Raw genomic sequence first — 24,350 nt, 5'->3', positions numbered from 1 at the left:
TTTTCGGCTGCTCCCGTGAGACGTCATTATTAGCTGCCCGGCGGTTCGAAAAAACCGCTGCATCACGGGACTTCACGTATAAAGGATTCGCGCACATAGCGCAAGAGAACCGCAAGATGCTGTTGCAGTTCCCTTATGGCTTTCTAGGTTTTGTGGCTTAGTCGGCCGCCTGCGGGATCAGCGGAGCATTGTCGCCTTGCGCCGGCGGCAACAATTCATCTGCCGATGGGACTGCCGGAGCGCTTTCCTCAGCCGGGGCCGGGGCAGGCACGCCCAAACGGTCAATCACCGAGCTGCCAGAAGATTTCTGGGCCGCCAGAATCGTCAGCGTGATCGAGGTGACGATAAAGCACGCGGCCAGGATCCATGTCAGCTTGCCCAACGCCGTTGCTGCCGCGCGGCCCGTCATGGCCCCGCCGCCACCGCCACCCATCCCAAGGCCGCCGCCTTCGGAACGTTGCATCAGCACAACGACAATCAGGCCCAAGGCCAGAAGAAGGTGGATGATGAGAACGACGTTTTCCATGGTGGTCCTGTACAGCGTGGCGTGTATCGCGTGGTACTTATGCAAGTTTGCCAGCGGGGGCAAGTCACGAGTTGGCATCACGTGCGGTGATGTTTCATATCACACCAAAGAGACTGGACAGAGCGCTGTTCTGTCGCGCAGGCTGCGCCTCATGCCACATGATGATCACGACCACCCGCACGCCCTGTTGCCTCCCGAACCCGCGCTGCGCGTCAAAGCGCTTGAGACGATTCTGACCCGCAAGGGTCTGATTGATCCTGCAGCGCTGGATGAAATCATCGATACTTATCAGAACAAGATAGGTCCACAGAACGGCGCGCATGTTGTTGCCAAGGCTTGGAGTGATCCCGATTTCAGAGCCGCGCTGCTGGCAGACGCCACATCAGTCGTGGCGGATCTGGGCTATTACGGTCGTCAGGGTGAGCATATGGTGGTCGTCGAGAACACGCCTGAACAGCACAACATGGTCGTCTGCACCTTGTGCAGCTGTTACCCGTGGCCGCTGCTAGGAATTCCACCGGGCTGGTACAAATCTGACGCTTACCGCGCCCGCGCCGTGCGAGAGCCGCGCAAGGTCCTGTCTGAGTTTGGCGTTACCTTGCCCGAAGGCACTTCGGTTCGCGTCTGGGATTCGACGGCCGAAATTCGTTACCTCGTCCTGCCGATGCGCCCAGAGAGCACAGAAGGATTGAACGCGGATGAACTGGCCGCGCTGGTCACCCGCGACAGCATGATCGGCACTGGGCTACCCAAGGTGCCGTCATGACGCGCGTACATGATATGGGAGGGCGCTTTGGTGATGGTCCGGTGAACCCGGAACCCGAAGACGCGCCGGTGTTTGCCGAAGACTGGCACGGTCGGGCGCTGGCGGTAACGCTCGCTGCGGGGTTTCTGGGGCAATGGAATATCGATGTCTCACGCCACGCGCGGGAAAGGTTGTCTCCTACGGACTACGCGCGGTTTTCTTACTATGAGAAATGGATGTCCGGTCTGGCTGATCTTCTGGTCGAAAAGGGTGTCCTGACGCTTGATGATTTGCGCGGTGTTGACGGGGATGGTGTTCATCCTCTGACTGAGCGTACCCTGAAGGCTGACGCCGTCGCAGGCGCTTTGGCCAAAGGTGGACCCGCAGATCGCCCGTCGAACGTCGAAGTTCGGTTTCAGGCTGGACAGGCCGTCCGAACCTTGGGCCAGAGCGCCAATCGACTGGTTGATGGCGGCCACACCCGGTTGCCGATCTATGCCGCGGGTGCAACGGGTCGCATCCTCAGGCTGCATGGCACTCATGTCCTGCCGGATTCCAACGCCCATGGGTTGGGTGAAGCCCCCGAGCCGCTATATGCGGTCGTGTTTCCCGCCTCAGAACTTTGGGCAAACCCCGAGCATCCGGCGGATGAAGTCGTGCTGGACCTCTGGCAGTCTTATTTGGAGCCCGCATGAGCGATTGTATCACTCACTCGGCCCCCGAGCCGGTTTTTGCCGAGCCCTGGCACGCGCAGGTTTTTGCGGTCACAGTGGCCTTGAACGAAGCGGGCCGGTTTGATTGGCCGGACTGGGCGGGACGGTTTTCCAATACTTTGAAACGGAACGGCCTCAAAAAAGATCTGGATGGTGGGGACGATTACTTTCACGCTTGGTTAGAGACCTTGGAGGCGCTGCTGGCTGAGCAGGGGGAAGCGCCCACTGATGATGTCCAGGATCTTCGCAATGCATGGGAAGAGGCTTACCTGACAACACCCCACGGTCATCCCGTACAATTGCGCTAAAAGCAGAGGGGGCGCTGCCCCCGCCGCCCGTCCGGGCGACTCCCCCGAGGTACTTTTGGCCAGATGAAGCAGGGGACCCGCTCTTCATCAGGCCAAAAACACCTCCGCCGGAGGCATCGCGCGCAGCACGATTTGTGTCTGCGGCGAAATATCGGTTTCCCTGCCGTCTGTGCCCGGCTATATGAGCCGGGTTTGAATATTCAGCGCAAAAGGACCGGATATGGCCAACGTGGTTGTTGTCGGCGCCCAGTGGGGCGACGAAGGAAAAGGCAAGATCGTCGACTGGCTCAGTGAGCGAGCGGATGTGATCGCGCGTTTTCAGGGTGGACATAATGCCGGGCACACGCTGGTCATTGAGGGTGAGGTTTACAAACTGCATGCGCTACCTTCGGGCGTCGTACGCGGTGGAAAGCTGAGCGTGATCGGCAATGGGGTCGTTTTGGACCCTTGGCACCTGATCAAAGAGATCGGTACGATCCGCGCGCAGGGTGTCGATATCACGCCCGAGACGCTGATGATTGCCGAGAACACCCCGCTGATCCTACCGTTCCATGGCGAGCTGGATCGTGCGCGCGAAAGCCAGAATTCGGTAGCCAAGATCGGGACGACCGGTCGCGGGATCGGTCCGTGTTATGAGGACAAGGTCGGGCGGCGTGTAATCCGGGTGGCTGATCTGGCTGATGATGCGACGTTGGCGCTGCGGGTCGATCGGGCCTTGGTCCATCACAATGCGCTGCGCAATGGGCTGGGGTTGGAACCTATTGATCGTGACGCGTTGATTGCGCAGTTGAAAGAGATCGCGCCGCAGATTTTGCCTTTCGCAGCCCCGGTGTGGAAGGTGCTGAACGAGAAGCGCAAGGCAGGCAAGCGAATCCTGTTCGAAGGCGCACAGGGTGCGCTGCTAGATATCGATTTCGGGACCTATCCATTTGTGACATCGTCGAATGTGATTGCGGGCCAGGCCTCGACAGGCGTTGGGATTGGGCCGGGTTCGATCGACTTCGTTTTGGGCATCGTCAAGGCGTACACGACCCGCGTGGGTGAGGGGCCTTTCCCAACCGAATTAGACGACGAAGATGGCCAGCGCCTGGGCGAACGGGGGCATGAGTTCGGCACCACGACGGGGCGCAAACGCCGTTGTGGTTGGTTCGATGCCTGTCTGGTACGCCAAACCTGCGCGACTAGCGGTGTGAACGGCATCTCCCTGACTAAGCTGGATGTGTTGGACGGGTTCGAGACGCTGAAAATTTGTGTCGGGTATGAGCTGGATGGCGATCGTCTGGACTATCTGCCGACCGCCGCCGACCAGCAAGCACGTTGCACGCCGATTTACGAAGAGATGCCGGGCTGGAGCGAATCCACCGAAGGCGCGCGCAGTTGGGCAGACTTGCCTGCGAACGCGATCAAATACGTGCGCCGCGTCGAGGAATTGATCGAATGTCCGGTCGCCCTTTTGTCCACCAGCCCGGAGCGGGAGGACACCATTCTGGTGACCGACCCGTTTGCAGATTGATGAGCAGCAACGACAAACCCGGCCTCAGCTATAAGGCACGTCGGCGGTGGTCATTGGTGCTGCTGCTGATCGGGCTCCCCATCTATATCGTTGCGGTTGTGACAATCGTGAACTGGCTGGATCGCCCGCCGATCTGGCTGGAACTTCTGGTATATGTCGCGCTTGGCATTGTCTGGGCGTTGCCGTTCAAATTTGTCTTCCGCGGGGTGGGCAAAGAGGACCCGGATCAAGATCAAAGCTAAGCCGCCCGATTGTCTTGGTGTCTTCTGCGTGGCACGATGTTTGCGACTTTCTTTCGCGGCAACCAGAGGCAGATAGGGCATGAAAAACCGGGTATTAGCGGCGGTTACCACAACATGTATCGCGAGCAGCGCTCAGGCCGATGATTGGCGCTATACCATTGCGCCTTATTTCTGGGGGCCGGAATTCAGAACCTCACTGGACGTGGGACCAAACCCGCCGGTGAACGGGGATACCTCGATCTTCGACATTCTGAAGGGCGCGTTCCTGATCGCTGGTCAGGCCCGAAATGGGCGTTGGACCATTGGTGGTGAATTCAATTATCTCAATTTGGGTGACGATGTCTCGGTCGGTCGGTTTGACGATGCAGCCAGTTGGGATCTTGAGGGCACGATGGTCTCACTGGCGGCCAGCTATGCGGTCTATCAGGATGATCGGTCACGGTTGGAAGCGTTGGCCGGGCTGCGCCATTGGGACCTGGATGTTTCGACCACCGTGCTGGATCGCACCTTCAGCACAGATCAAAGCTGGACCGACCCGTTGATCGGCGCACGCTATAACTACGCGCTGAATGACCGCTGGAGCCTCACAGCGATGGGCAATATCGGCGGCTTCGGTTATGGCTCGGAATTCCAGTGGGAAGCGCTGGTGCAGGCTAGTTGGAAGTGGCGTGAGAATATCAACGTTGCGGGCGGGTATCGCCATCTGGATGTTGAGTTTGAAGACGGGCGCGATGTGATTGATCTGATCCTGACCGGCCCTTACGTGGCGCTGGCGTTCAACTTCTGAACTTGATTGGCTTTTTGGCTGCCAGCCACGGAACGAAAAAGGGCCAAAGTTTCCTCTGGCCCAATTTTGTCTTGAGGGGGTATTGGGGGATCTTGGTGTCAGCCAGCGGCACGCTCGTCGTCGTTCGGGCGGAACCCGATTTGGGTTGAGGCGGCGAAACGGCCACCTCCGGCCTTTTCGATCTTGCCGTCCCGCAGTAACTGACCGAATGAGCGCAAGCTTTCTTCGCGGTTGAACGAGTCCTGCTTGAGCGAGCGAACTTTGTTCATCAGCTGTGGACGCGAGAACTGCTCCTGACCTTCGATGAAGGACAGATAAGCCGCGGCAGCTTCCAGCAGGTCGAGTAGCGATTGGGCACCCTGTTCTTGCGCAAAGGCTGCAAAACCACCTTCTTCATCTGCAGATTCCTCGTCCGCTGAGGTGACACGGCGCGGTGTCACCGGGCCGGTGTCAGCCGTTTCGGTATCCACCCGCTGTTCAGCCACCAGTTTCAATGGTGCGGCAGCATCCGGGGTGGGGCGTTCACTGGTGACCTCGATCTCGGGTCGGCGTGGATTGACGACCGAGGCCAGATCACCGCGATAATCATCCTCGGGGGTCTGAGATTTGTCTGCGCCATCTTCGCGGTCTGCTTCGGTTGCAGCAACGGCAGTGCGCAGGTGAGAATATGTTTCGCGCTGACCGCTAGTGGCAGGATCATCCATATGGGCGCCCGCTTCGTCCATCAGGCGCGAGACGTCCTGATCCAGACCCGTCATATCGGGCAGCTCAGCCGTCGTGTTTGCCGCCAGCTCGGTTTCTACCAGCGCCATTTCGTCAAGCAGCAGCGCCTCATCCTCGGCCGAGATGACGCCATTGGTGAGGCCGGTAAGATCCGGTGATGTTTCATCTTCGTCGGTGTCGTCCTGGCCATTCAGGATGTTTGACGGGCCTTCGTCTTCAGTTTCAGATTCGTCGTCGAGGTCCGAGAACAACACGTCCTTGTCCGTGACATCGGCCGACGGCTGTTCGGGCGCTTCGTCCTCGTCTTCAAGTTCGGCAGTGATCGCCGGTGAGATGATCGGGGCTGCTTCGACTTCGTCCTGCTCGATAGCGGCAGGCGCGAGTGGTTCTTCGTCCTCAACCGGCAGCTCGGCAATCGTTGCCATTTGCTCGGGTTCGGCAGGCTGTTCGACCTGCGGGGCCGTTGCCGGAGCGTCGTCCGTAGCAGTGTCTTCCAGATCGGCCGGGCTCAGCGCGCCGGACTCAAAAGCGGCAGAGATTGCATCGACCTTTGGCTTCACAGGCTGCAGATAGCTGACGTCTTCGTCTTCAGAGTATCCGGCAGGGGCAGCATCGGAATGCGAAACAACAGCCCGGATTCGCTGCAGCTTGGCTGCGATACTGTCAGCGGCGGGGGCATCGTCGGATTGCGGAGCAGACGGAGCAGGGGGAACAACATCCGCGACAGGCTGAACAGGTTCAGGTGTTGTGGCTGGCGCAATTGCAGCGGGGGTCGGTGCTGCAACCGGGGCGGCTTCCGTTGCGCGCAGCAACAGGCCGGTCTCGTTCTGGCTGGCTTCAACCTTCTGTGCGGCGTCCCGCTGTGCGATCCGGGTCAGCATCTCGGCGTCAGGCTGAGGGGGTTCCGATCCGAAGTATCGGTCATCCGCTGCAAGGTCCCGGAAATACTCGGCGATCGCCTTCATTGTTTCAAATGAATCGTCAAAACCTTCGAGGGTGCACGAGAAGGTGCCGTATGAAACGGTGAGTACCTTGTTGTTCTGTACCATCAGACGCATGTCCTTTACAAACTACCAGGTCGACTACCAGACACAGCAGGGGCAACCGACTCGAAACTCTAGCCATGAAGCTATCATTTTGTGGTTTCATTATGTCCAAAACTGGAAAATATGGTCAATCTTGTGGAAAATGGGGCAATTGTTCGCTCTGGCGGGCCAATCGGGCTGTTTGGTGGGGGCGAAATCTGTTCAGAGGATGTGAATCTGGTGCTAAATCGCGTCAATTCTGCCGTTGCGGCGGATGGCGGTGCGGCTGCGTTGATTGATTCGGGACGGATGCCGGACGCAGTGATCGGCGATTTGGACTCGATTACGGCAGAATATCGGGCCCGGATTCCCAAGGATCGGTTGTTCCGGATATCCGAGCAGAACAGCACCGATTTTGACAAGGCGCTGCGCAATATGGATGCGCCTGTGGTGCTGGCAGCAGGATTTCTGGGCGCGCGGGTGGATCATCAGTTGGTGGCGTTCAATACTCTGGTTCGGTTGCAGGATCGGCCTTGTGTCCTGTTGGGCGCACGAGAAATTGTCTTTCATGCGCCACCCAGGATCAGTCTGGAGCTCACAGTAGGAGACACGGTTTCATTGTTTCCGCTGCGGCGGGTGACCGGGCGCAGCGAGGGGCTGGAATGGCCGATTGATGATCTGGTGCTAGAACCGGACGGGCAGGTCGGAACCTCAAACCGAGCGCTAGGCGCGCTAACGCTTGAGGTCGATGGACCCGGGTTGCTGACGATCCTGCCGCGCGCGGCGTTGGATCAGGTCATGCAGGCGTTTCAGTCGGGCCGGACCGAGCGTTGGCCCGCTCGTGCAAGATAACGTAGAGCCCGGCGGCGATGGTGATGCCGATGCCCAGCGCGGCCAGCCCGTTTGGCAGATCGTGGAAGATCAGCCAGCCGATCAGGGTGGCGACCGGAATCTCTAGATATTGCATCGGGGCCAGAGTCGCAGACGGCGCATAGCGCAGAGACCATGTCATCAGCAGATGCGCCAAGGTGCCCAGCACACCGATCCCCAGTAGCAGCCAGAGCGTCTCGGCCGTGGGCATCGTCAGGGACATTGCTGGCAGGCCGATCTGGGAACCCAGCAGGACAATCGGAAGCAAAAAGACGGTAGCCATGGCCCCCGATACCGCCTGCAGTGCAACCGGGTCTGTTTCCTTGGCGATCTGCCGCGTAACCAACATGAACAGGGCGAAGACCGCCGCAACGATCAGGGGCAGCAAGGCGGGCGCGCCGACCTCAGCAAAGCTGGGCTGGATCACCAGCAAGGTGCCAATGAATCCCACGACACAGGCGATCAAACGACGGGGGCCGACCTGTTCGCCCAGAACGTATTTGCCCAAAAGCAGCATGATGAAGGGCATTACAAAGGCGATGGCCACGGTATCGGCCAGCGGCATATATTGCAGCGCTGTGAACATCGCTGCGATCCCAATGATGTGCAGAAGGGTGCGGATCATCGTCAGGCGCAAAACGCGCGGCGTCATCTTCCATGGCTTGCCGGTCATCGCGATCAGTGGGATCAAGATCATCGCCTGAACAGCAAACCGAACCAGTACCAGCAGTCCCAATGCTGTGGTTTCACCCAACAGCTTTGCCATCCCGTCACCCAGCGGTGCGAGCACGCAAAAACCGAGCATCAATATGATGCCGAGAACGGGACGATCCTGAGTCATGTGCGCGACGCTAGCGCTTTAGCGGCACAGGGGGAAGCTCTGATCTCAGGTGTCGGGCAGGGGTTGGACTTTGGTGTAATCCGGGCCGATGCAGGTGGGCAGGCCGTCACCAAGCTGCAGCCAGCTAAGCTTTTCCTCGTGCGCGACATGCAAGGTTGGGCTGAGTGCTTCGGGTTTTTCCAGCGTCGCCACATAGAGGTGCATCACATCCGACATCACCGTGGACCGGAAGGATATCGGCGTGCCGCAATGGGGGCAGAAACTGCGCTCGACTCCGGGTGAGGAATTGAAGCGTTTCGGCTGCTCACCGGTCCAGCGCCAATTGCCGTCGCGCACGCCGAAATAGGTGGTCATCGGAGCGGCGCATTGGCGACGGCAGCTGTCGCAATGGCAGGTGACACAGGACAGAACCGGAGGATCAACCTCGTATCCAATCTTGCCGCATAGGCAGTGTCCGCGCATGTCACCCCACTTGTTCTTGCTGTCAGATCAGCAGTTCGGCACGTTGACGGCCAACCCGCCCAAAGAGGTTTCTTTGTATTTCTCGTGCATATCCTCGCCGGTCTGGCGCATCGTTTCAATGGCCGCGTCCAAAGGCATAAAGTGCTTGCCGTCGCCACGCAGGGCCAGCGATGCGGCAGAGACGGCCTTAATCGCGCCCAAGCCGTTACGCTCGATACACGGCACCTGCACAAGGCCCGCGACTGGGTCGCAGGTCATGCCAAGGTGATGTTCCAACGCGATCTCGGCGGCATTTTCAACCTGCTCAGGCGTACCGCCCATCACGGCGCACATGCCTGCCGCAGCCATGGCTGACGCGCTGCCAACCTCGGCCTGACAGCCCGCTTCAGCGCCCGAGATCGAAGCGTTGAACTTGACCAGACCACCGATGGCGGCGGCGGTCAGCAGGAAATCCTCGACATGGCTTTCGGACGCGCCGGGCACGTGATCGAGGTAATAGCGCAGAACTGATGGCAGCACGCCTGCCGCGCCATTTGTAGGGGCGGTGACAACTTGCCCACCGGCTGCGTTTTCCTCGTTTACGGCCATGGCGTAGACGCTCATCCAGTCGTTGATCGTATGCGGGGCATTCAGGTTCATGCCGCGTTCCGCCAGCAGGGCATCGTGGATGCCCTTGGCGCGGCGGCGCACGCTGAGACCACCGGGCAGGATGCCATCCGTTTTTAGCCCACGCTCGATGCAGTCATTCATGACCTGCCAAAGACGCGCGGTGCCTTTGGCAAAGCTATCCGCGCAACCGCGCGCGATCTCATTTTCGCGCTTCATCTGAGCGATGCTTTTACCGTTGTCTTTGGCCATTTGCAGCATTTCGGCGGCGGATTTGAACGGGAAGGGCACAGGCGCACCTTCGTCAGTTGCCTTGCCTTCGGCCAATTCCTCTTCCGTAAGAACAAATCCTCCACCGATGGAGTAGTAGACCTGACGCAGGATGACATCGCCTTGTGCGTCAGTGGCCATCAGGATCATACCATTGGCATGACCGGGCAGATTGTTGTCGTAGTCGAAGATCAGATCGGCTTTGGGATCAAAGCTCAGCGTCGGCAGGCCTTCGGGTGTCACCGTATGGGATTCTGCGATAGCTGCCAGTGTGGCTTCGGCCTTGTCGTTGTCATAGGTGTCAGGCACAAACCCGGCGAGGCCCAGAATGGTAGCGCGGTCGGTGGCGTGGCCGACGCCGGTAAAGGCCAGCGAGCCGTGCAACGAGCCGCGCAGGCCCGAAAACTCGAACGGTGAGGCGCGCATCAGGTCAAGGAACCGTGCGGCGGCCACCATCGGACCCATGGTGTGGGAAGAAGATGGGCCGATGCCCACTTTGAACATATCGAAGACAGAGAGAAACATATCAGGTAGCTGAGCCTTCTGGAGGGTTGGCGTAGGTCGGCGAGGTGAAGGGAGTGACCCCCAGCCCCTCGGCGGCAATGGCGGCGCGGGTCGACGGGTTTGATTCTAGCTGCATCAGGATTTTTTGCAGATAAGGCGTGTCGGCGAGTTGATACCAGCTGCGGTCCGCCTTAGCGGGATAAAGCGCCATCCAACGCATCATGCAGGCGACATATATCGTCAGGACTGACGGGTGATCAGCACTGAACCAGTCGGGCGCTTTTTGGGCTTGAGCATCCAGCAGATTCAGGTGCTGCCGCAGCCGGGGGCGGATGCCGGAGCGTAGTGTATCGGCCTGATCTGCCGCGATGTATTTCTCGGCATAAAACAGGATTCGCAGGTCGGCATGCAGGGTATTAGAGGCGAAGAACAGCCACTTCAGGAATGCCGCCCGATCAGGGCTGACCTGTGTCGGGGCCAATTGCCCATGCGTATCAGCCAGCCACAGCAGGATTGCGGCGGTCTCGAAGATCGGACCCTGGGGCGTCTCCAGCACCGGGATCAGCCCGTTCGGATTCAACGCCCGATACGCCGCACTATTCTGTGCATCGCGGGCGCGATCGACCAATACGGTCTCATAGGGCAGGCCCATCTCTTCCAGCGCCAGTCGGATCACCAGCGAGGCGTTGTCGGGGGCGTAGTGCAGGCGGTATGGCGATTCCATGGCGACTATCTAGGGGGTCTGGCGATCACAATAGAGGCTGATTGCGACGTTTCCTATCGGAAACGCGTATTTCAGCGACATGTTAGCACAGGTGCGGAGTGTTTTGCCTCTCGCAGTTGCGCGGGGCATTCCGTATAAGTCTGGCAGTATTCTTGGGGGAAGCTGCCATGACCAGAGACTTGTCGCCCATCGACAAAGCGAAATACGTTGCTGCCTGTCGCGCCGCCGATCTTGTTCAGGACGGGATGCGTGTGGGATTGGGGACAGGCTCGACCGCCGCATGGTTGGTGCGCCGCCTGGGTGAACGGGTGCGCGATGGAGGGTTGAAAATCAAGGGCGTTCCGACGTCGACCGCGACGGCGCAATTGGCGCGGGAAGAAGGGATCGAGGTCGTCTCGCTGGACCAGGCCGGCTGGTTGGACCTGACAATCGACGGCGCGGATGAGTTTGATGGCGAGTTCAACCTGATCAAGGGCGGTGGTGCTGCGCTGTTGCAGGAAAAGATTGTGGCCACAGCCAGCGATCAGATGGTGGTGATCGCGGATGCAGGCAAAGAGGTTGAGACGCTGGGCGCATTCCCTTTGCCGGTCGAGGTGATCCCGTTCGGCTGGCAGACCACCCGCACCCTGATTGAAGAAGCGCTGGACACGATGGATGTGCTGGGCACTTCGGTCACGCTGCGGATGAACGGTGAGGCACCCAAGGTTACGGATGAGGGCAATCACATTCTGGACCTGCATCTCAAGCGGATCGGCAATGCCCGCCAACTGGCACTGGTGATGAATCAGATCCCGGGTGTGGTCGAAAATGGGCTGTTCATTGATATCTGCGACAAGGTTGTCATTGGTTATGGCGATGGCCGGGTCGAATTGCGTGATATCAATGAGGGTACAGTCCTGACCGATATGCTGGGCGACGGCGGGGACAACCTGTTTTCTGATCTGGCGGACTAAAGATCAGGCAGGTGGCGCGATAAACTGCAGAAGAAAAATCACTATTTCCCGCGTCAGGGGTTGGCAGTTCAGGATTTGCGCCCAGATATCCAGTGAATTTTGGCCACGCGGAATAAAAGGAACTCGTACATGAGCTTTGACTATGATCTGTTCGTCATCGGAGGCGGCTCGGGCGGAGTTCGCGCGGCACGGGTGGCGGCGGGTGAAAACGGCGCCAAAGTGGCCTTGGCGGAAGAGGATCGTTACGGCGGAACCTGCGTGATCCGTGGCTGTGTACCCAAGAAACTGATGGTTTTTGCCAGTGAGTTCGCTGATACGATCGGGGACGCGCAGGCTTATGGCTGGGACATGCAGCCCGGTGCGTTCAACTGGAACATGTTCAAAGGCAAACTGCACGCAGAACTCGACCGGTTGGAAGGCATCTACCGCAATATCCTGAAGAACAATGGTGTCGAAAGTTTCGACCAGCGCGCCCATGTGGTTGATCCGCATACGGTTGAACTGGCTGATGGTACCCGCAAGACGGCCAAGCATATTCTTGTCGCAACGGGCGGTCGCCCGGTTGTACCCGAGTTCCCGGGATCAGAGCTTGCGATCACCTCGAATGAAATTTTCCATCTGGATGAATTGCCCGAATCCATGCTGATCGTTGGCGGTGGATATATCGCCTGTGAATTTGCCGGGATCATGAATGGGATGGGGGTCAAAACGACTCAGTTCTATCGCGGGGCGCAGATTCTGCGGGGCTTTGATGATGAGGCGCGCGGGCTGATCAGTGAAGAGATGTGCCAGAACGGGATCGACCTGCATCTGGGTACCAACGTGCTTGAGATGAAAAAGCAAGGCGACAAAATCTGGGTGAAGGCCACAAATGGCTCCGAGCAGCTATTCGACGTTGTGATGTATGCCACGGGTCGCGCGCCGAATGCGGATGATCTGGGGCTTGAGGCTTTGGGCGTCGCGCGCGGTCGCAAGGGTGAGATCATCGTGGATGAGTACAGCCAGACCGGCGTGCCCTCGATCTTTGCCATTGGCGATGTAACGGATCGGGTGAACCTGACCCCTGTGGCGATCCGCGAAGGCATGGCCTTTGTCGAGACCGTCTTTAAAGCCAATCCAACGCCCGTTGATCACGAACTGATCCCGACCGCGATCTTTACCCAGCCGGAAATGGGTACTGTGGGCCTCAGCGAGGAAGCGGCTGCGGAACAGGAACCGATTGAGGTTTATGCGACCTCATTCAAGCCCATGCAGAAGGCGTTTGCTGGAGGCACACAGCGCGTGCTGATGAAGCTGATCGTGTCGCAAGAGACGCGGAAAATACTCGGCTGTCACATCGTTGCGCCGGGCGCGGGTGAGATGATCCAACTTGCCGGAATTGCCGTAAAGATGGGTGCCACCAAAGAAGATTTCGACCGTACGGTTGCAGTTCATCCGGTGATGGCCGAAGAACTGGTGACAATGCGGCAACCTGTGCGCACGGCTTGATTTGCAAGCGCGCGCACACACGTTACAAGGGAACCCGTGATCACACGGTCCAACACAAGGGAAAAGATACATATGGCGGGCAACAGCGGCGGCCCCTGGGGGGGCGGAGGCTCATCCGGAGGCGGAGGAAATCGGGGTAACAACGGGGATGGGCGCAAGCCCCCCGAAGGTGACGGCCCGCAGATCCCCGAGATCGATGAGCTGATGAAAAAGGGCCAGGAACAGCTACGCGTCCTGATGGGCGGTCGTGGCGGCGGTGGCCGTGGTACAAATGGTTCGGGCGGCGGCGGTGGCCCCGCGTTTACCAAGGGAACCGTAGCGATCGGTCTGCTCGTCGCGGCTGGTCTTTGGGGTTTGGCGAGCTTCTATACCGTCAAACCTGAAGAACAGTCTGTCGAACTGTTTCTGGGCGAATTCTCGGCGGTCGGAAACCCGGGCCTGAACTTTGCCCCTTGGCCGTTTGTAACCGCCGAGGTCATTCCGGTGACCCGCGAACAGAACGAAGACATGGGCGGTGCCCGTGGCAGCGACGATGGTCTGATGCTGACCGGTGACGAGAATGTGGTTGATATCGACTATCAGGTTGTCTGGAACATCAACGACCCGGCGAAATTCCTGTTCAACCTGCGTGATCCGCGCCAGACGATCCGCGCCGTGTCTGAATCGGCGATGCGTGAGATTATTGCGCAGAGCGAACTTGCGCCGATCCTGAACCGGGATCGCGGTATCATTGCTGATCGCCTGCAGGAACTGATCCAAGAGACAATGGACAGCTACGATTCGGGTGTGAACATCGTTCGTGTGAACTTTGACAAGGCTGATCCACCGCAGGACGTGATTGCCGCGTTCCGCGACGTTCAGGCCGCCGCGCAGGAGCGTGACAGGTTGCAGAACGTCGCTGACGCCTATGCCAACCGCGTTCTCGCTGAGGCGCGTGGTGAGGCCGCGCAGGTACTGGAAGAGGCTGAAGCTTATCGTGCCCAGCAGATCAACGGTGCACAGGGTGAAGCCAGCCGCTTTAGCGCGGTTTTGGAGGAATATTCCAAAGCACCTGATGTGACCCGCAAACGTCTGTATCTGGAACGCATGGAGCAGGTGCTGGGTGATGTGGACAAGATCATTCTGGATGAAAACTCGACAGGATCGGGGCAGGGCGTTGTGCCTTATCTGCCGCTCAACGAGTTGCGCCGTAACCCTGCAGGGGAGAGCAACTGATGCGTAAGACAACGTTTATTCTGCCGATCATCTTTCTTGCGATAGTCGGTGTTCTGTCCTCGATCTTCATCGTGGACGAGCGTGAACGCGCTCTGGTTCTGCAATTTGGTCGCGTTGTTGCGGTTAAGGAAGATCCGGGGCTGGCATTCAAAATCCCGCTGATTCAGGAAGTGGTGCGGTATGACGACCGTATCCTGTCGATTGACGTTCAGCCGCTGGAAGTGACGCCTCTGGACGATCGTCGTCTGGTGGTCGATGCCTTCGCACGCTACCGGATTTCTGATCTGGAACAGTTCCGTCAGGCCGTTGGTGTCGGCGGTATCCCGGTTGCCGAGGATCGTCTGGACCGCATCCTGCGCGCCGAAACCCGCGAAGTGCTGGGTTCGGTTTCGTCCCGTGACATCCTCAGCTCGGATCGTGCCGCGCTGATGCTGCGTATCCGCAACAGCGCGATTGCACAGGCACGTGCGCTGGGCGTGAACGTAATCGACGTGCGTCTGAAGGCGACCGATCTGCCGCAGGCCAACCTTGAGGCGACGTTTGACCGGATGAAGGCGGAACGTGAACGTGAAGCGACCGACGAACGCGCCCGCGGTAACGAAGCCGCGCAGCGTGTGCGCGCGCAGGCCGATCGGACCGTGGTTGAACTGGTCTCGGACGCCAACCGTGAGGCCGAGATCATTCGCGGTGAGGCCGATGCCGAACGCAACGCGATCTTCGCCGAAGCCTATGGTGCCGATCCGGAGTTCTTTGAATTCTACCGTTCGCTGACCGCCTATGAGAATGCCCTGCAAGGCAGCAACAGCTCGTTGATCCTGAGCCCGGACTCGGAGTTCTTCAACTACCTTGCTTCTCCGACCGGGCGTCGGGCACCGGCAGCTGCGGCCGCTGAGTGATGGGCATGATCCTTCTGGCCTTCGGGCTGGTGCTGATTGTCGAGGGGCTGGCCTATGCGCTGGCCCCTTCGCTTATTGAACGCATGCTCGAAGCGCTGCGCGCGCTGCCGGAACAGGCGCGGAGGCTGGTCGGGCTGCTGTGCGTGGTCAGCGGGCTGGTGCTGCTGTGGGGCGCATATCAGGTCGGTTTTTGATGCGATGGTTTCACGCACCGGTGATTTCCCCGCGATCCCGAGTTGCGGGCCGGGACAAACTGACTACATTGGTTGCAAAGAAGGGCATCCAGGTGATGCCAACAGAGAATTAGTCAACAAGGAGACCCCAAGTGCAGGCTAAGGCGCGCAGTGTGTCCGTCCGACAGGACGATTTTGTTATGAAGATGCGGCTGATGTGGCTGACCTTGGTGGGGGTGATGCTGGTTTTGGCTCAATCCGTGTCCGCGCAGGCGCGGGGTGACAGCCTGGCACCGCTGGCTGAACAGATTAGCCCTGCGGTGGTCAATATCACCACGTCGACGCTGATCGAAGGCCAGACTGGCCCGCAAGGGATCGTGCCAGAGGGCTCACCATTCGAAGACTTTTTCCGAGAGTTTCAGGATCGCAATGGCGGGGACAATGAAAATCGTCCACGTCGCAGCAATGCGCTGGGCTCGGGCTTCGTGATCTCGGAAGACGGCTATATCGTCACCAACAATCACGTGATTGCCGAAGCCGATGAGATATTGGTCGAGTTTTTTCCCGGTGATGGCCAGCCCGCGAAAGATTTGGTTGCCAAGGTAATCGGCCGGGACGAAAAGACCGACATCGCGCTGCTGAAAGTCGAGGCGGAAGGGCCGCTGAAATACGTGCAGTTCGGTGACAGCGACATTGCCCGCGTGGGCGATTGGGTGATCGCGATGGGGAACCCGCTGGGGCAAGGCTTTTCGGTGTCAGCAGGGATTATCTCGGCCCGGAATCGGGCACTGAGCGGGTCATATGATGACTACATCCAGACCGATGCTGCGATCAACCGGGGCAACTCGGGTGGGCCGCTGTTCAACATGAATGGCGAGGTGATCGGCGTAAATACTGCGATCCTGTCGCCCAATGGTGGCTCGATCGGGATTGGTTTCTCGATGGCTTCGAACGTGGTGATCAAGGTCGTTGATCAACTGCGTGAGTTCGGGGAGACCCGCCGCGGTTGGCTGGGCGTGCGCATTCAGGACGTGACCGAGGATATGGCCGAGGCGATGGGGCTGGACAAACCCGGAGGTGCGTTGATCAGCGATGTACCTGACGGCCCGGCAAAAGAAGCGGGCCTGCTGGCCGGAGACGTGATCATCAGCTTTGATGGTGTCGAGGTCGAGGATACACGCGGTCTTGTGCGGCAGGTGGGAGAGACCACCGTTGGCAAATCTGTGCGTGTGGTCGTGCACCGTGATGGAGGCACCCAGACCGTGCTGGTGACGCTGGGCCGCCGCGAAGACGCCGAACGTGCCGAGAACGGCGAAGAGCCGGAAGCCGAAACGCCGACTGAGGAAGACAAGGATATTCTTGGCCTGACCATCGCTCCGCTGGGGGATAGCCAGCGCGAGGAATTGGGTCTGGATGCCGATGCCGAAGGATTGTTGGTGACCAATGTTGATGAATCCTCGGAAGCCTTTGAAAAGGGTCTGCGCGCCGGTGATCTTATCACTGAGGCGGGGCAGCAGAAGGTGACTTCGATCACTGATCTGGAGACGCGGATGGATGAGGCGCGTGAAGCAGGACGCAAATCTCTGTTGCTGCTGGTGCGGCGGGGCGGGGAACCCCGGTTCGTAGCGCTGAGCCTAGAATAATAAACTCAGCGAACAGATCCGAAATTAGAAGGTCGGGATATTTTCCCGGCCTTTTTCATATTTCGTTAAGAAAAAAGCCATATGCCGGGGAAGGCATATGGCTCTGTACAGGGAGAGGTCGGTGGACAGATATCGGGGATGATAAAACCGACCTCCTACGGTAACGGGATTGACCTTAGGGCAATCTTAAAGCTGCGTATGTGAAGCGGATCACATCTGTGCCGAAAATTTAGATTAAATCGGATTCGGCCAGTTGCCGCAGCGCGTCAAAGTCGTGGATCTGCAGCCCGCCGCGCGAAGCTTCGACGACATTGTCGCGTTTCCATGTCGAAATGGTCTTTGACACTGCCTCACGCGTCGCACCGACAAATTCGGCCAATTCACTCTGCGAAAGCGTGATACGTGCCGTTGGGCTGTCCTGTTGTCCTGCCAGGTGCAAAAGCTTGCGCGCCAGTCGGATCGGCATCGGCAGGAATACCTGCTCGTTCAATTGAGCGCCCATATAACGCATGCGAAGACCGGCCAAGCGGATCAGATCCACCGCAAGGTCAGGATGTTCCCGGATCTGCGCCATCATGTCTTTCTGGCGAACGCGCAGGACTTTGGAGGGCTCAGCTGCAGTAACGGTTGCGGTGCGGGGACCGCTGTCGAACAACGCGATTTCCCCGAACACCTCACCTGGGCGCATCATGCTGAGAGACAGCTTGCGCCCGCTCGACGCAAGAAATGACACTTCGAGCGCACCGGAAAGAATGGCATAGAGCGCATCGCCTTCATCGTCCTGCTCGAACAGGACATCGCCCCGATCCAATGTGACTTCGGTGGCCTGGGCTGCCAGCATGGTGCGCAGCTCTTCAGAGGCTTCGGACAGGAATCCACTGTTGGGAAATGCCATCATTCGGGCGCTGATCTCCGGGGTTGAGTGGTGCGGGTGGTGACCCAACTTTTCACAGCTTCAAGCTTAAGCCAAGAAATTTTGTTAGCTTGTTACGCTTGGGCAAGAACAGTTATTGCTTGTCGGGATCATCCATGTAGCTTTGTAGCAGGTTGAACTGCATCATCAGAAACGCCATCAAGGCAATGGGAAAGCCGAAGGTTTCGATCTTGACCCATAGGTCCGTTGACATCGTGCGCCAGACCAATTCATTGGCTGCGGCCAGTACTGCGAAACAGGCACACAGACGCCGGGTGAGGATCATCCAGCCCTCGTGCTGCATGGGTAGCATCTCGTCCAGAACATATGCCAGGTAGGATTTCCCCTGCAAAAGCCCGATCCCGAGGATGGCGGAAAAGAAGCCATAGACCAGTGTTGTTTTCATCTTGAAAAACCGCTCGTCATTGAACCACGCGGTGAGGCCGCCGAAGAAAATCACCATGAATGCGGTGAAAATCTGCATCCGGCTGAGTTTGCCCGTCAGGTACCAGAGGATGCCCATGGCAGCCAGCATCAGCGGCACGAACAGGATGGTGGCGACAATGAACCCAGAATACTCGGTGCCGCCGATCACGAAATTGTCATCACGCAGGCGCAGGTAGATGAAGAAGAAGGCCAGTGGGGGGCCAAGTTCCAGTACCTGTTTGAGGAATGGGTTGATGTCTTTTTTCTCTGCCATGATTCCAACCTGCTGCTTACCCGCCCATTTCAACTATTACTGCGCCGAGTGCAATCAATGCCATCAACGCAATGCGTCTGGGGCCGACAGTTTCTTTCAGCACCAGCCAGCCGATGAGTGCTGCGAAAACGGTGGAGGTTTCACGCAGGACCGCCGCCTCTCCGACCTTGTCCAGTCGCGTGGCGAGCATGATGGCACCGAAGGACATCGGCGCGATGATGCCGCCCGCGAACCCGCGAAGCATCAGAGGTCCGAGCGCAGGGCGGTGGATCATTGCGCGGTATCTGAGCGCAGCATAGATCGGCATCGCGGCCCCGTCGATCATGAAGAACCACGCAAGGAAAGTGAACGGGTCGGCCGTAGCGCGGATACCGTAGGCATCATAGGTCGTATAGAGCGCCACGAAGAGGCCCGTGACGACCGCCAGCACAAGCGCGATTTGCAGCGTATCTCGATTAGTCTCAAGGTAGCGCAGGTTATAGGCGGCAAGGCCGAAGATACCCGCAAGAAGCGTCGCGACTCCAAGCCATTGGATGGCCGAGAAGGTTTCACCGAACAAAAGATAGGCTCCGATCACGGTGAAGAGCGGGCCAGTACCGCGCACGACCGGATAGACAACGGTATAGGAGCCTTTGGTGTAGGCCATCGCCTGCAGCACTTTATAGCCGATATGGATCAGCCAGACGACGCCAAAGATCGGCCACATGTAAGGTTCGGGCCATGGCACGATGAAGAAGGCGAATGGCATCGCCATAAGGCAGTAGCAGGCATCGATCGCCCCGCGCGACATCCACGGGTCGTGGCGGCCTTTTTGCAGTGCACCGAAAACCGCATGCAGGAAGGCCGCCATCAGCGCGAGCGCGAGGGCGAGTTGGTGGCCTGCTTCGGTGCCTTCGAGGGAGATCAGCCAGTCGCTCAAATCGGGGCTTTCGCTTGGGCGGAGAGAGTGGGGGGCTGTCTGCCCCCCACGCCCCCCGAAGGTATTTTCGGCCAGATGAAGGGGCGGATCAGGATTGTAAGCCCGTCAGGGCGGCGGCGAATTCTTCGGGATCAAACGGGGCGAGGTCGTCGATTTGCTCACCGACACCAATGGCGTGGATCGGAAGGCCGAACTTGTCGGCGAGGGCGACCAGCACGCCGCCTTTGGCTGTGCCGTCCAGTTTGGTCATCACGAGGCCCGAGACATCGGCCAGTTTGCGGAAGGTTTCGACCTGACTGAGGGCGTTTTGCCCGGTGGTGGCGTCCAGCACCAGCAGAGTGTTGTGCGGTGCGGTGTCGTCAACCTTGCGGATGACGCGGACGATTTTGGCCAGCTCTTCCATCAGGTCGGCGCGGTTTTGCAGGCGGCCTGCTGTGTCGATCATCAGCAGGTCGGCACCTTCGTTCTGCGCTTTGGTCAGCGCATCAAAGGCCAGCGAAGCAGGGTCGGAGCCTTCGGGGGCGGTGAGCACTGGAACGCCTGCGCGGTCACCCCAGACCTGCAGCTGCTCGACGGCGGCGGCGCGGAATGTGTCTCCGGCGGCGATGACGACTTTCTTGCCGGCGGCTTTGAACTGGCTGGCAAGCTTACCGATTGTCGTAGTTTTGCCCGAACCGTTGACGCCAACAACCAGCACCACTTGCGGGCGTTTGGGGTAGATCGGCATTGGTTTGGCCACGGGTTCCATCACGCGGGCAACCTCCTGCGCCAGCAGCTGTTTGATTTCCTGGGTCGAGAGTTTGCGACCAAAGCGGCCCTCGGCCATGTTGGACGTAACGCGCAAGGCGGTGTCGACGCCCATATCCGAGGCGATCAGAAGCTCTTCGAGTTGCTCCAGCATGTCGTCATCCAGCGTGCGGCGGACAACGGTCTTGGATTCATTTCGGCCGAACAGGCGACCCATCAAACCCTTGGATTCTGGAACCTCTGGGGGTGGAGGCGCCGGTGTGGGATCAGCCGGGATCGGAGCGGGAGGCTCGACCGGTTGGGGCGCGGGCGCGGGTTCCGGCACTTCGGGAACCGGTTGCGGTTCGGGCTCTGGTTCGGGGATCACCGGATCAGGATTTGGGGTTTCCTCGCCGCCATCCTCGACAATTGCATCCAGCCCCTCTTCGAGGCGCGATGAGGATTTGAACAGCTTGTCCTTGAGCTTTGAGAAAAACGCCATTTTTGATCTCCGCAGGTGTTCCCCTCACCTAATGTGGATTGAAGGCAGTTGCAAAGGGTCAGGTGAAGGCGATCAGAAACCCGGCTTGGGCAGCCCAGTAAAGCGGCCAGACCAGATAGGGCGTAAGCTTCAGGGTCGGGTGATTGGCAGGTAGCAGGAACTTTTCAGTCGCAAGCGCCAGGTCCGAGGCGATGAATGCCATCGCGGCGGGAAGGGCCCAGCGTAGTGCTCCAGTTTCGGGAAGGGCAAGAACGGCTATGCCCATGCCCAGGATGATTGGAATATAGGCGAGGACGGGTACTTTGAGGTCTCCGGCGCGGGGGGGGAGCAGCGTGGCCATAACGATGCCCAGGATGATCAGGGACCAGAAGATCGCGGGGTGGTCGAAGATCTGTTCAGGGTTGCTGCTGGGGCTCGTCAAAAATAAGGCGATATAGGCCAAATGCCCCGCAGCAAATGCACCGATGCCTGCCATGAATGTGCTGTCGGTTTCGCGTGACAGAAGGGCATCGCCTATCGCGCAGAAGGTAAGGGCGAGGATCAGGAGCCATGGCGCGCTTGCCAGTATGGCGACGCCTGCCAGCAGCACGACCGATGCTGTTTTCAGCATGCTACGCAGCGTGCCGGCCGGGCGCGCGGTAAGTGGCAGGTAGGTCAGCGCGCAGGCCGCCGCAATCCAGAAAAGAAGTGTCGTCATGGTGCGTCCCCGATGTTTTTGAGGCAATCATCGCCATGATCTCGGCGGTGCATCAAGGCGTGACGTGGAGTTATCTTGCCGATCGTCGCGATGTGGAAAGGTTGAATGGCACTTGTGGGCTGCTTCTGACACAGTGTGGTCATGATCCGAATTTGCTTGATTCTGCTGACCCTTGCCTCACAGCCCGTTGCGGCGCAGTCGCCTCTGACGGGGTCTGAATTCGATGCGTATACGCGTGGAAAAACCTTGTACTACGGGTTCGATGGGCAGGCCTACGGAGTCGAACGGTATCTGCCAGACCGCCGAGTCATCTGGTCATTTCTGGATGGCAATTGCATGAACGGAGTTTGGTACGAGCAGGAAGATCAGATCTGTTTCATCTATGAGGATCAACTGGCGCCGCAATGCTGGGTTTTCTGGCAATCCGGGGGCGGTTTGATCGCACAATTCGAGGGCGATCCGACAGCGACCGAGTTGTACGAGGCCGAGGATATTGGCGAAGAGATGTTGTGCTACGGACCGGATGTCGGGGTCTGAAATGGTCGCAGGTCTTCATAGTCCAGCATGACGTGATGTTGAAACGCGGGCCTTTCGGTTAGCCGTTCATAGTATCGACGCAAATGCGGTAACGGTGCGCGGACGATGTCAATATCGTAGTAGCGGTAAAGGACGTGGCCGAACTGTATATCCGCCAGTGTAAAATGCTCACCCGCAAGGAACGTGTTTTGGTCCAGCTCCTTGTCTGCGATTGCCAGTTTGATTTCCAAATCGCTGACGGCCCGATGGATCGCTGTTTGGTCCTGCTGTTCAACGGGTGTTCGCACAATTTGCCAGAACACCGGAACGGTAAACGCCATCGCCACGTTGAGTTTCGCCCATTCGGCCCATTTGTCGATCGTGGCGCGCCGGGCAGGATCTGAAGGCCAGAATGCCTGTTCGCCATATTGGGTGGCCAGATATCGCAGGATGGCGCCGGTTTCCCAAAGCGGTGGGTTGTCGCCATCTTGCAGGACGGGGATGGTTTTGTTTGGGTTCAGTGCCCGAAACGCTGCAGTGTCCAGCCCGCCGAAGCGATGGCCAAGATCGTGACGCTGGTATTCTAGGCCAAGCTCACCCACGCACCACATTAGGGCCTGAACGTTCGAGGATGTTTTACGGCCCCAGATCGTCAACATCGGTCAGAACAACGATCCCTGATCAGGAGGTGCCTGTTTGGATTTCTTGGGTGGCGCCTTGCCCGCAGCCCCGGTGCTGAGGCGACCGTCAGCGAATTCGATCTCAAGAACAGCGTGACCGGAGGCTTGAGCTTTGGTTGTGATGACCTCTCCTTCAGCGCGCACCACGGCGTAGCCACGCCCAAGCGTTGCCTTATAGCTGAGCGTTTCGCGCAGGCGGTCGGTGGCGTCCATCTGCTGGCGCAGGCGGTCCAATCGCGTGGATTGCGCGGTGTTCAGGCGTTCGGATAGGCGATTTAGAGCGTCGTGGCGTGTTTCCAGTTCGCGCTGGATCGGGCGCATTGACAGGCGCGAGGACATGTTGCGCCAGCGATCGCGGCGGGTTTCGACAAAGCTGCGCAGGGTCGAGGGGCGCAGACGCGCCGCACTGTCCAGCAGTTTGACGCGGCGGTTCTGAACACCCCGGATCAGCGCGTTGGGCAAGCGCTCGGATATCTGGTCTAGCCTTTGGCGCGGGCTTTCCAGCAGTGTGTCTGGGCGCGGCAGCGCGCGCGACAGATCGCGCAGCCGTTGACTGCGGCGTTGTACGGCATCTGTTGCCGCGCGCGACAGGCGGGCCCCTTGTTCGTTGGTCCAAGCCAGCAGTTCCATGCGGACCGGTACGGCAAGTTCGGCAGCGGCGGTTGGCGTAGGCGCGCGGCGGTCCGAGACATAGTCGATCAGGGTGGTGTCCGTCTCGTGCCCGACGGCCGAGATCAGCGGGATTTCTGAGGCTGCAGTCGCGCGCGCGACGCTTTCTTCGTTGAAGCCCCAGAGGTCTTCTATGGACCCACCGCCGCGCGCGACGATAATCAGGTCGGGTCGCGGGAGGGCCCCGCCCGGTGTGAGTTGATTGAAGCCTTCGATGGCGCGGGTCACTTCGGGGGCACAGTTTGCCCCCTGAACCGCGACGGGCCAGATCAGTACTTTGCGCGGGAACCGATCACGCAGCCGATGCAAGATGTCTCGGATCACCGCACCGGAGGGCGAAGTGACAACGCCGATGATCTGCGGCAAGTAGGGCAGGGGTTTCTTGCGTTCAGCCGCAAACAAGCCTTCGGATTCGAGCTGCTTTTTGCGCTTTTCCAGCAATGCCATCAGCGCGCCTTGCCCGGCGACGGCGACTTCATCGACATTCAGGTTGTATTTCGACTGGGCTCCAAAAGCTGTCAGGCGCCCGGTGACGACAACCTCGAGACCTTCTTCGGGAACAACTGAAAGACCAGAAATCTGCCCTTTCCAAGTTGTGCAGGCCAGCACGTTCCGGTCGTCCTTTATGTCGTAATACAGATGACCCGAGCGGGCCTTGAACACGCGGCCGACCTCACCACGCACACGGATTCGACCAAAGGTGCCCTCGAGCGTGCGTTTCACCTCGCCCGAGATGTCCGAGACAGTGTATTCGGGGGTGTTCTGACCCGGAATCGGGTCATCTAGCAGGTCGGACATTTC

General features: G+C 59.0%; 27 protein-coding genes. 14 read left to right on the top strand and 13 right to left on the bottom strand.

What is annotated here, in order from left to right:
* Positions 1 to 157: 157 nt before the first annotated feature.
* The gene (gene secG, locus ACR0NE_RS18755) at positions 158 to 526 is read right to left on the bottom strand and encodes a preprotein translocase subunit SecG (protein ID WP_010439184.1); all 369 of its coding nucleotides are present in this window, start codon (positions 524 to 526) and stop codon (positions 158 to 160) included.
* Between the two features lie 151 nt (positions 527 to 677).
* Between secG and nthA the strand changes: the two genes are divergently transcribed.
* The 6 genes from nthA (at position 678) to ACR0NE_RS18725 (ending at position 4,834) form a co-directional block, all read left to right on the top strand.
* Positions 678 to 1,292: a nitrile hydratase subunit alpha gene (gene nthA / locus ACR0NE_RS18750; RefSeq protein ID WP_170404906.1), complete on the top strand. Its 615-nt coding sequence runs from the start codon at positions 678 to 680 to the stop codon at positions 1,290 to 1,292.
* Positions 1,289 to 1,966, top strand: a complete 678-nt coding sequence (gene nthB / locus ACR0NE_RS18745; protein WP_170596043.1) for a nitrile hydratase subunit beta — start codon at positions 1,289 to 1,291, stop codon at positions 1,964 to 1,966. Before nthA ends, nthB begins: the two co-directional genes overlap by 4 nt.
* The gene (locus ACR0NE_RS18740) at positions 1,963 to 2,292 is read left to right on the top strand and encodes a nitrile hydratase accessory protein (RefSeq protein ID WP_170596041.1); all 330 of its coding nucleotides are present in this window, start codon (positions 1,963 to 1,965) and stop codon (positions 2,290 to 2,292) included. Before nthB ends, ACR0NE_RS18740 begins: the two co-directional genes overlap by 4 nt.
* A 220-nt stretch (positions 2,293 to 2,512) precedes the next feature.
* Positions 2,513 to 3,805 carry an adenylosuccinate synthase gene (locus ACR0NE_RS18735; RefSeq protein ID WP_170393577.1) on the top strand — a complete coding sequence of 431 codons (1,293 nt, stop codon included), beginning with the start codon at positions 2,513 to 2,515 and terminating at the stop codon, positions 3,803 to 3,805.
* Positions 3,805 to 4,047: a DUF2842 domain-containing protein gene (locus ACR0NE_RS18730; RefSeq protein WP_170393574.1), complete on the top strand. Its 243-nt coding sequence runs from the start codon at positions 3,805 to 3,807 to the stop codon at positions 4,045 to 4,047. Before ACR0NE_RS18735 ends, ACR0NE_RS18730 begins: the two co-directional genes overlap by 1 nt.
* Before the next feature lie 79 nt (positions 4,048 to 4,126).
* Positions 4,127 to 4,834: a YfaZ family protein gene (locus ACR0NE_RS18725; RefSeq protein WP_170404917.1), complete on the top strand. Its 708-nt coding sequence runs from the start codon at positions 4,127 to 4,129 to the stop codon at positions 4,832 to 4,834.
* Between the two features lie 98 nt (positions 4,835 to 4,932).
* On the opposite strand, the gene ACR0NE_RS18720 is transcribed toward ACR0NE_RS18725, so the two are convergent.
* Positions 4,933 to 6,606, bottom strand: coding sequence for a hypothetical protein (locus ACR0NE_RS18720; RefSeq protein WP_170596129.1), 1,674 nt, complete (start codon positions 6,604 to 6,606; stop codon positions 4,933 to 4,935).
* A gap of 120 nt (positions 6,607 to 6,726) precedes the next feature.
* Here ACR0NE_RS18720 and ACR0NE_RS18715 point away from each other — a divergent pair, with 120 nt between their 5' ends.
* A complete protein-coding gene (locus tag ACR0NE_RS18715; protein ID WP_170596039.1) occupies positions 6,727 to 7,434 on the top strand; it encodes a thiamine diphosphokinase in 708 nt (235 codons plus the stop codon).
* On the opposite strand, the gene ACR0NE_RS18710 is transcribed toward ACR0NE_RS18715, so the two are convergent.
* Genes ACR0NE_RS18710 through ACR0NE_RS18695 form a run of 4 tightly spaced genes read right to left on the bottom strand, consistent with a single transcriptional unit; the run spans position 7,379 to position 10,859 of the window.
* Entirely contained in the window at positions 7,379 to 8,293 is a 915-nt protein-coding gene (locus ACR0NE_RS18710; protein WP_170596038.1) for a DMT family transporter, read from the bottom strand. The two genes, ACR0NE_RS18715 and ACR0NE_RS18710, sit on opposite strands and share 56 nt — an antisense overlap.
* A 45-nt stretch (positions 8,294 to 8,338) precedes the next feature.
* Complete coding sequence (locus ACR0NE_RS18705) at positions 8,339 to 8,755, bottom strand: GFA family protein (protein ID WP_170404929.1); 417 nt, start codon at positions 8,753 to 8,755, stop codon at positions 8,339 to 8,341.
* Positions 8,756 to 8,782: 27 nt separating this feature from the next.
* The gene (locus ACR0NE_RS18700) at positions 8,783 to 10,156 is read right to left on the bottom strand and encodes an L-serine ammonia-lyase (protein WP_170511074.1); all 1,374 of its coding nucleotides are present in this window, start codon (positions 10,154 to 10,156) and stop codon (positions 8,783 to 8,785) included.
* A gap of 1 nt (position 10,157) precedes the next feature.
* On the bottom strand, positions 10,158 to 10,859 hold the full coding sequence (locus ACR0NE_RS18695) for a glutathione S-transferase family protein (protein ID WP_170596036.1): 702 nt from the start codon (positions 10,857 to 10,859) through the stop codon (positions 10,158 to 10,160).
* Positions 10,860 to 11,026: 167 nt separating this feature from the next.
* Here ACR0NE_RS18695 and rpiA point away from each other — a divergent pair, with 167 nt between their 5' ends.
* The 6 genes from rpiA to ACR0NE_RS18665 all read left to right on the top strand — a co-directional run bounded on the left by rpiA (position 11,027) and on the right by ACR0NE_RS18665 (position 17,227).
* Positions 11,027 to 11,812, top strand: a complete 786-nt coding sequence (gene rpiA / locus ACR0NE_RS18690) for a ribose-5-phosphate isomerase RpiA (RefSeq protein ID WP_170421048.1) — start codon at positions 11,027 to 11,029, stop codon at positions 11,810 to 11,812.
* 129 nt (positions 11,813 to 11,941) lie between these two features.
* Complete coding sequence (gene gor, locus ACR0NE_RS18685) at positions 11,942 to 13,300, top strand: glutathione-disulfide reductase (RefSeq protein WP_170596034.1); 1,359 nt, start codon at positions 11,942 to 11,944, stop codon at positions 13,298 to 13,300.
* Positions 13,301 to 13,372: 72 nt separating this feature from the next.
* A complete protein-coding gene (gene hflK / locus ACR0NE_RS18680; protein WP_170393723.1) occupies positions 13,373 to 14,515 on the top strand; it encodes an FtsH protease activity modulator HflK in 1,143 nt (380 codons plus the stop codon).
* A complete protein-coding gene (gene hflC / locus ACR0NE_RS18675) occupies positions 14,515 to 15,411 on the top strand; it encodes a protease modulator HflC (protein WP_170393556.1) in 897 nt (298 codons plus the stop codon). The genes hflK and hflC overlap by 1 nt, the downstream gene beginning before the upstream one ends.
* The gene (locus tag ACR0NE_RS18670; protein WP_170393554.1) at positions 15,411 to 15,605 is read left to right on the top strand and encodes a DUF2065 domain-containing protein; all 195 of its coding nucleotides are present in this window, start codon (positions 15,411 to 15,413) and stop codon (positions 15,603 to 15,605) included. The genes hflC and ACR0NE_RS18670 overlap by 1 nt, the downstream gene beginning before the upstream one ends.
* A 179-nt stretch (positions 15,606 to 15,784) precedes the next feature.
* Positions 15,785 to 17,227, top strand: a complete 1,443-nt coding sequence (locus tag ACR0NE_RS18665; protein WP_480459430.1) for a Do family serine endopeptidase — start codon at positions 15,785 to 15,787, stop codon at positions 17,225 to 17,227.
* 229 nt (positions 17,228 to 17,456) lie between these two features.
* On the opposite strand, the gene ACR0NE_RS18660 is transcribed toward ACR0NE_RS18665, so the two are convergent.
* The 5 genes from ACR0NE_RS18660 to ACR0NE_RS18640 form a co-directional block, all read right to left on the bottom strand.
* Positions 17,457 to 18,125: a Crp/Fnr family transcriptional regulator gene (locus ACR0NE_RS18660; protein ID WP_170393550.1), complete on the bottom strand. Its 669-nt coding sequence runs from the start codon at positions 18,123 to 18,125 to the stop codon at positions 17,457 to 17,459.
* Positions 18,126 to 18,234: 109 nt separating this feature from the next.
* On the bottom strand, positions 18,235 to 18,840 hold the full coding sequence (locus ACR0NE_RS18655) for an inner membrane-spanning protein YciB (protein ID WP_170393548.1): 606 nt from the start codon (positions 18,838 to 18,840) through the stop codon (positions 18,235 to 18,237).
* A 16-nt stretch (positions 18,841 to 18,856) separates the two neighbouring features.
* Positions 18,857 to 19,759 carry a DMT family transporter gene (locus ACR0NE_RS18650; RefSeq protein ID WP_170393546.1) on the bottom strand — a complete coding sequence of 301 codons (903 nt, stop codon included), beginning with the start codon at positions 19,757 to 19,759 and terminating at the stop codon, positions 18,857 to 18,859.
* Positions 19,760 to 19,847: 88 nt separating this feature from the next.
* Complete coding sequence (ftsY, locus tag ACR0NE_RS18645) at positions 19,848 to 20,987, bottom strand: signal recognition particle-docking protein FtsY (protein WP_170596029.1); 1,140 nt, start codon at positions 20,985 to 20,987, stop codon at positions 19,848 to 19,850.
* A 58-nt stretch (positions 20,988 to 21,045) separates the two neighbouring features.
* Entirely contained in the window at positions 21,046 to 21,684 is a 639-nt protein-coding gene (locus tag ACR0NE_RS18640; protein ID WP_170596027.1) for a lysoplasmalogenase, read from the bottom strand.
* 141 nt (positions 21,685 to 21,825) lie between these two features.
* Between ACR0NE_RS18640 and ACR0NE_RS18635 the strand changes: the two genes are divergently transcribed.
* Entirely contained in the window at positions 21,826 to 22,221 is a 396-nt protein-coding gene (locus tag ACR0NE_RS18635; protein ID WP_170393540.1) for a hypothetical protein, read from the top strand.
* Here the strand turns inward: ACR0NE_RS18635 and ACR0NE_RS18630 are convergent.
* Both ACR0NE_RS18630 and xseA read right to left on the bottom strand, forming a co-directional pair.
* Positions 22,197 to 22,859 (bottom strand): glutathione S-transferase family protein, encoded by a 663-nt coding sequence (locus ACR0NE_RS18630; protein WP_170596025.1) that lies wholly within the window; start codon positions 22,857 to 22,859, stop codon positions 22,197 to 22,199. The genes ACR0NE_RS18635 and ACR0NE_RS18630 overlap by 25 nt on opposite strands.
* 3 nt (positions 22,860 to 22,862) lie before the next feature.
* Positions 22,863 to 24,347 carry an exodeoxyribonuclease VII large subunit gene (xseA, locus tag ACR0NE_RS18625; RefSeq protein ID WP_170596023.1) on the bottom strand — a complete coding sequence of 495 codons (1,485 nt, stop codon included), beginning with the start codon at positions 24,345 to 24,347 and terminating at the stop codon, positions 22,863 to 22,865.
* Between the last annotated feature and the right edge of the window lie 3 nt (positions 24,348 to 24,350).

The organism is Ruegeria sp. C9 (assembly GCF_056537585.1).
This window is presented reverse-complemented; position numbering and strand designations above follow the sequence as displayed.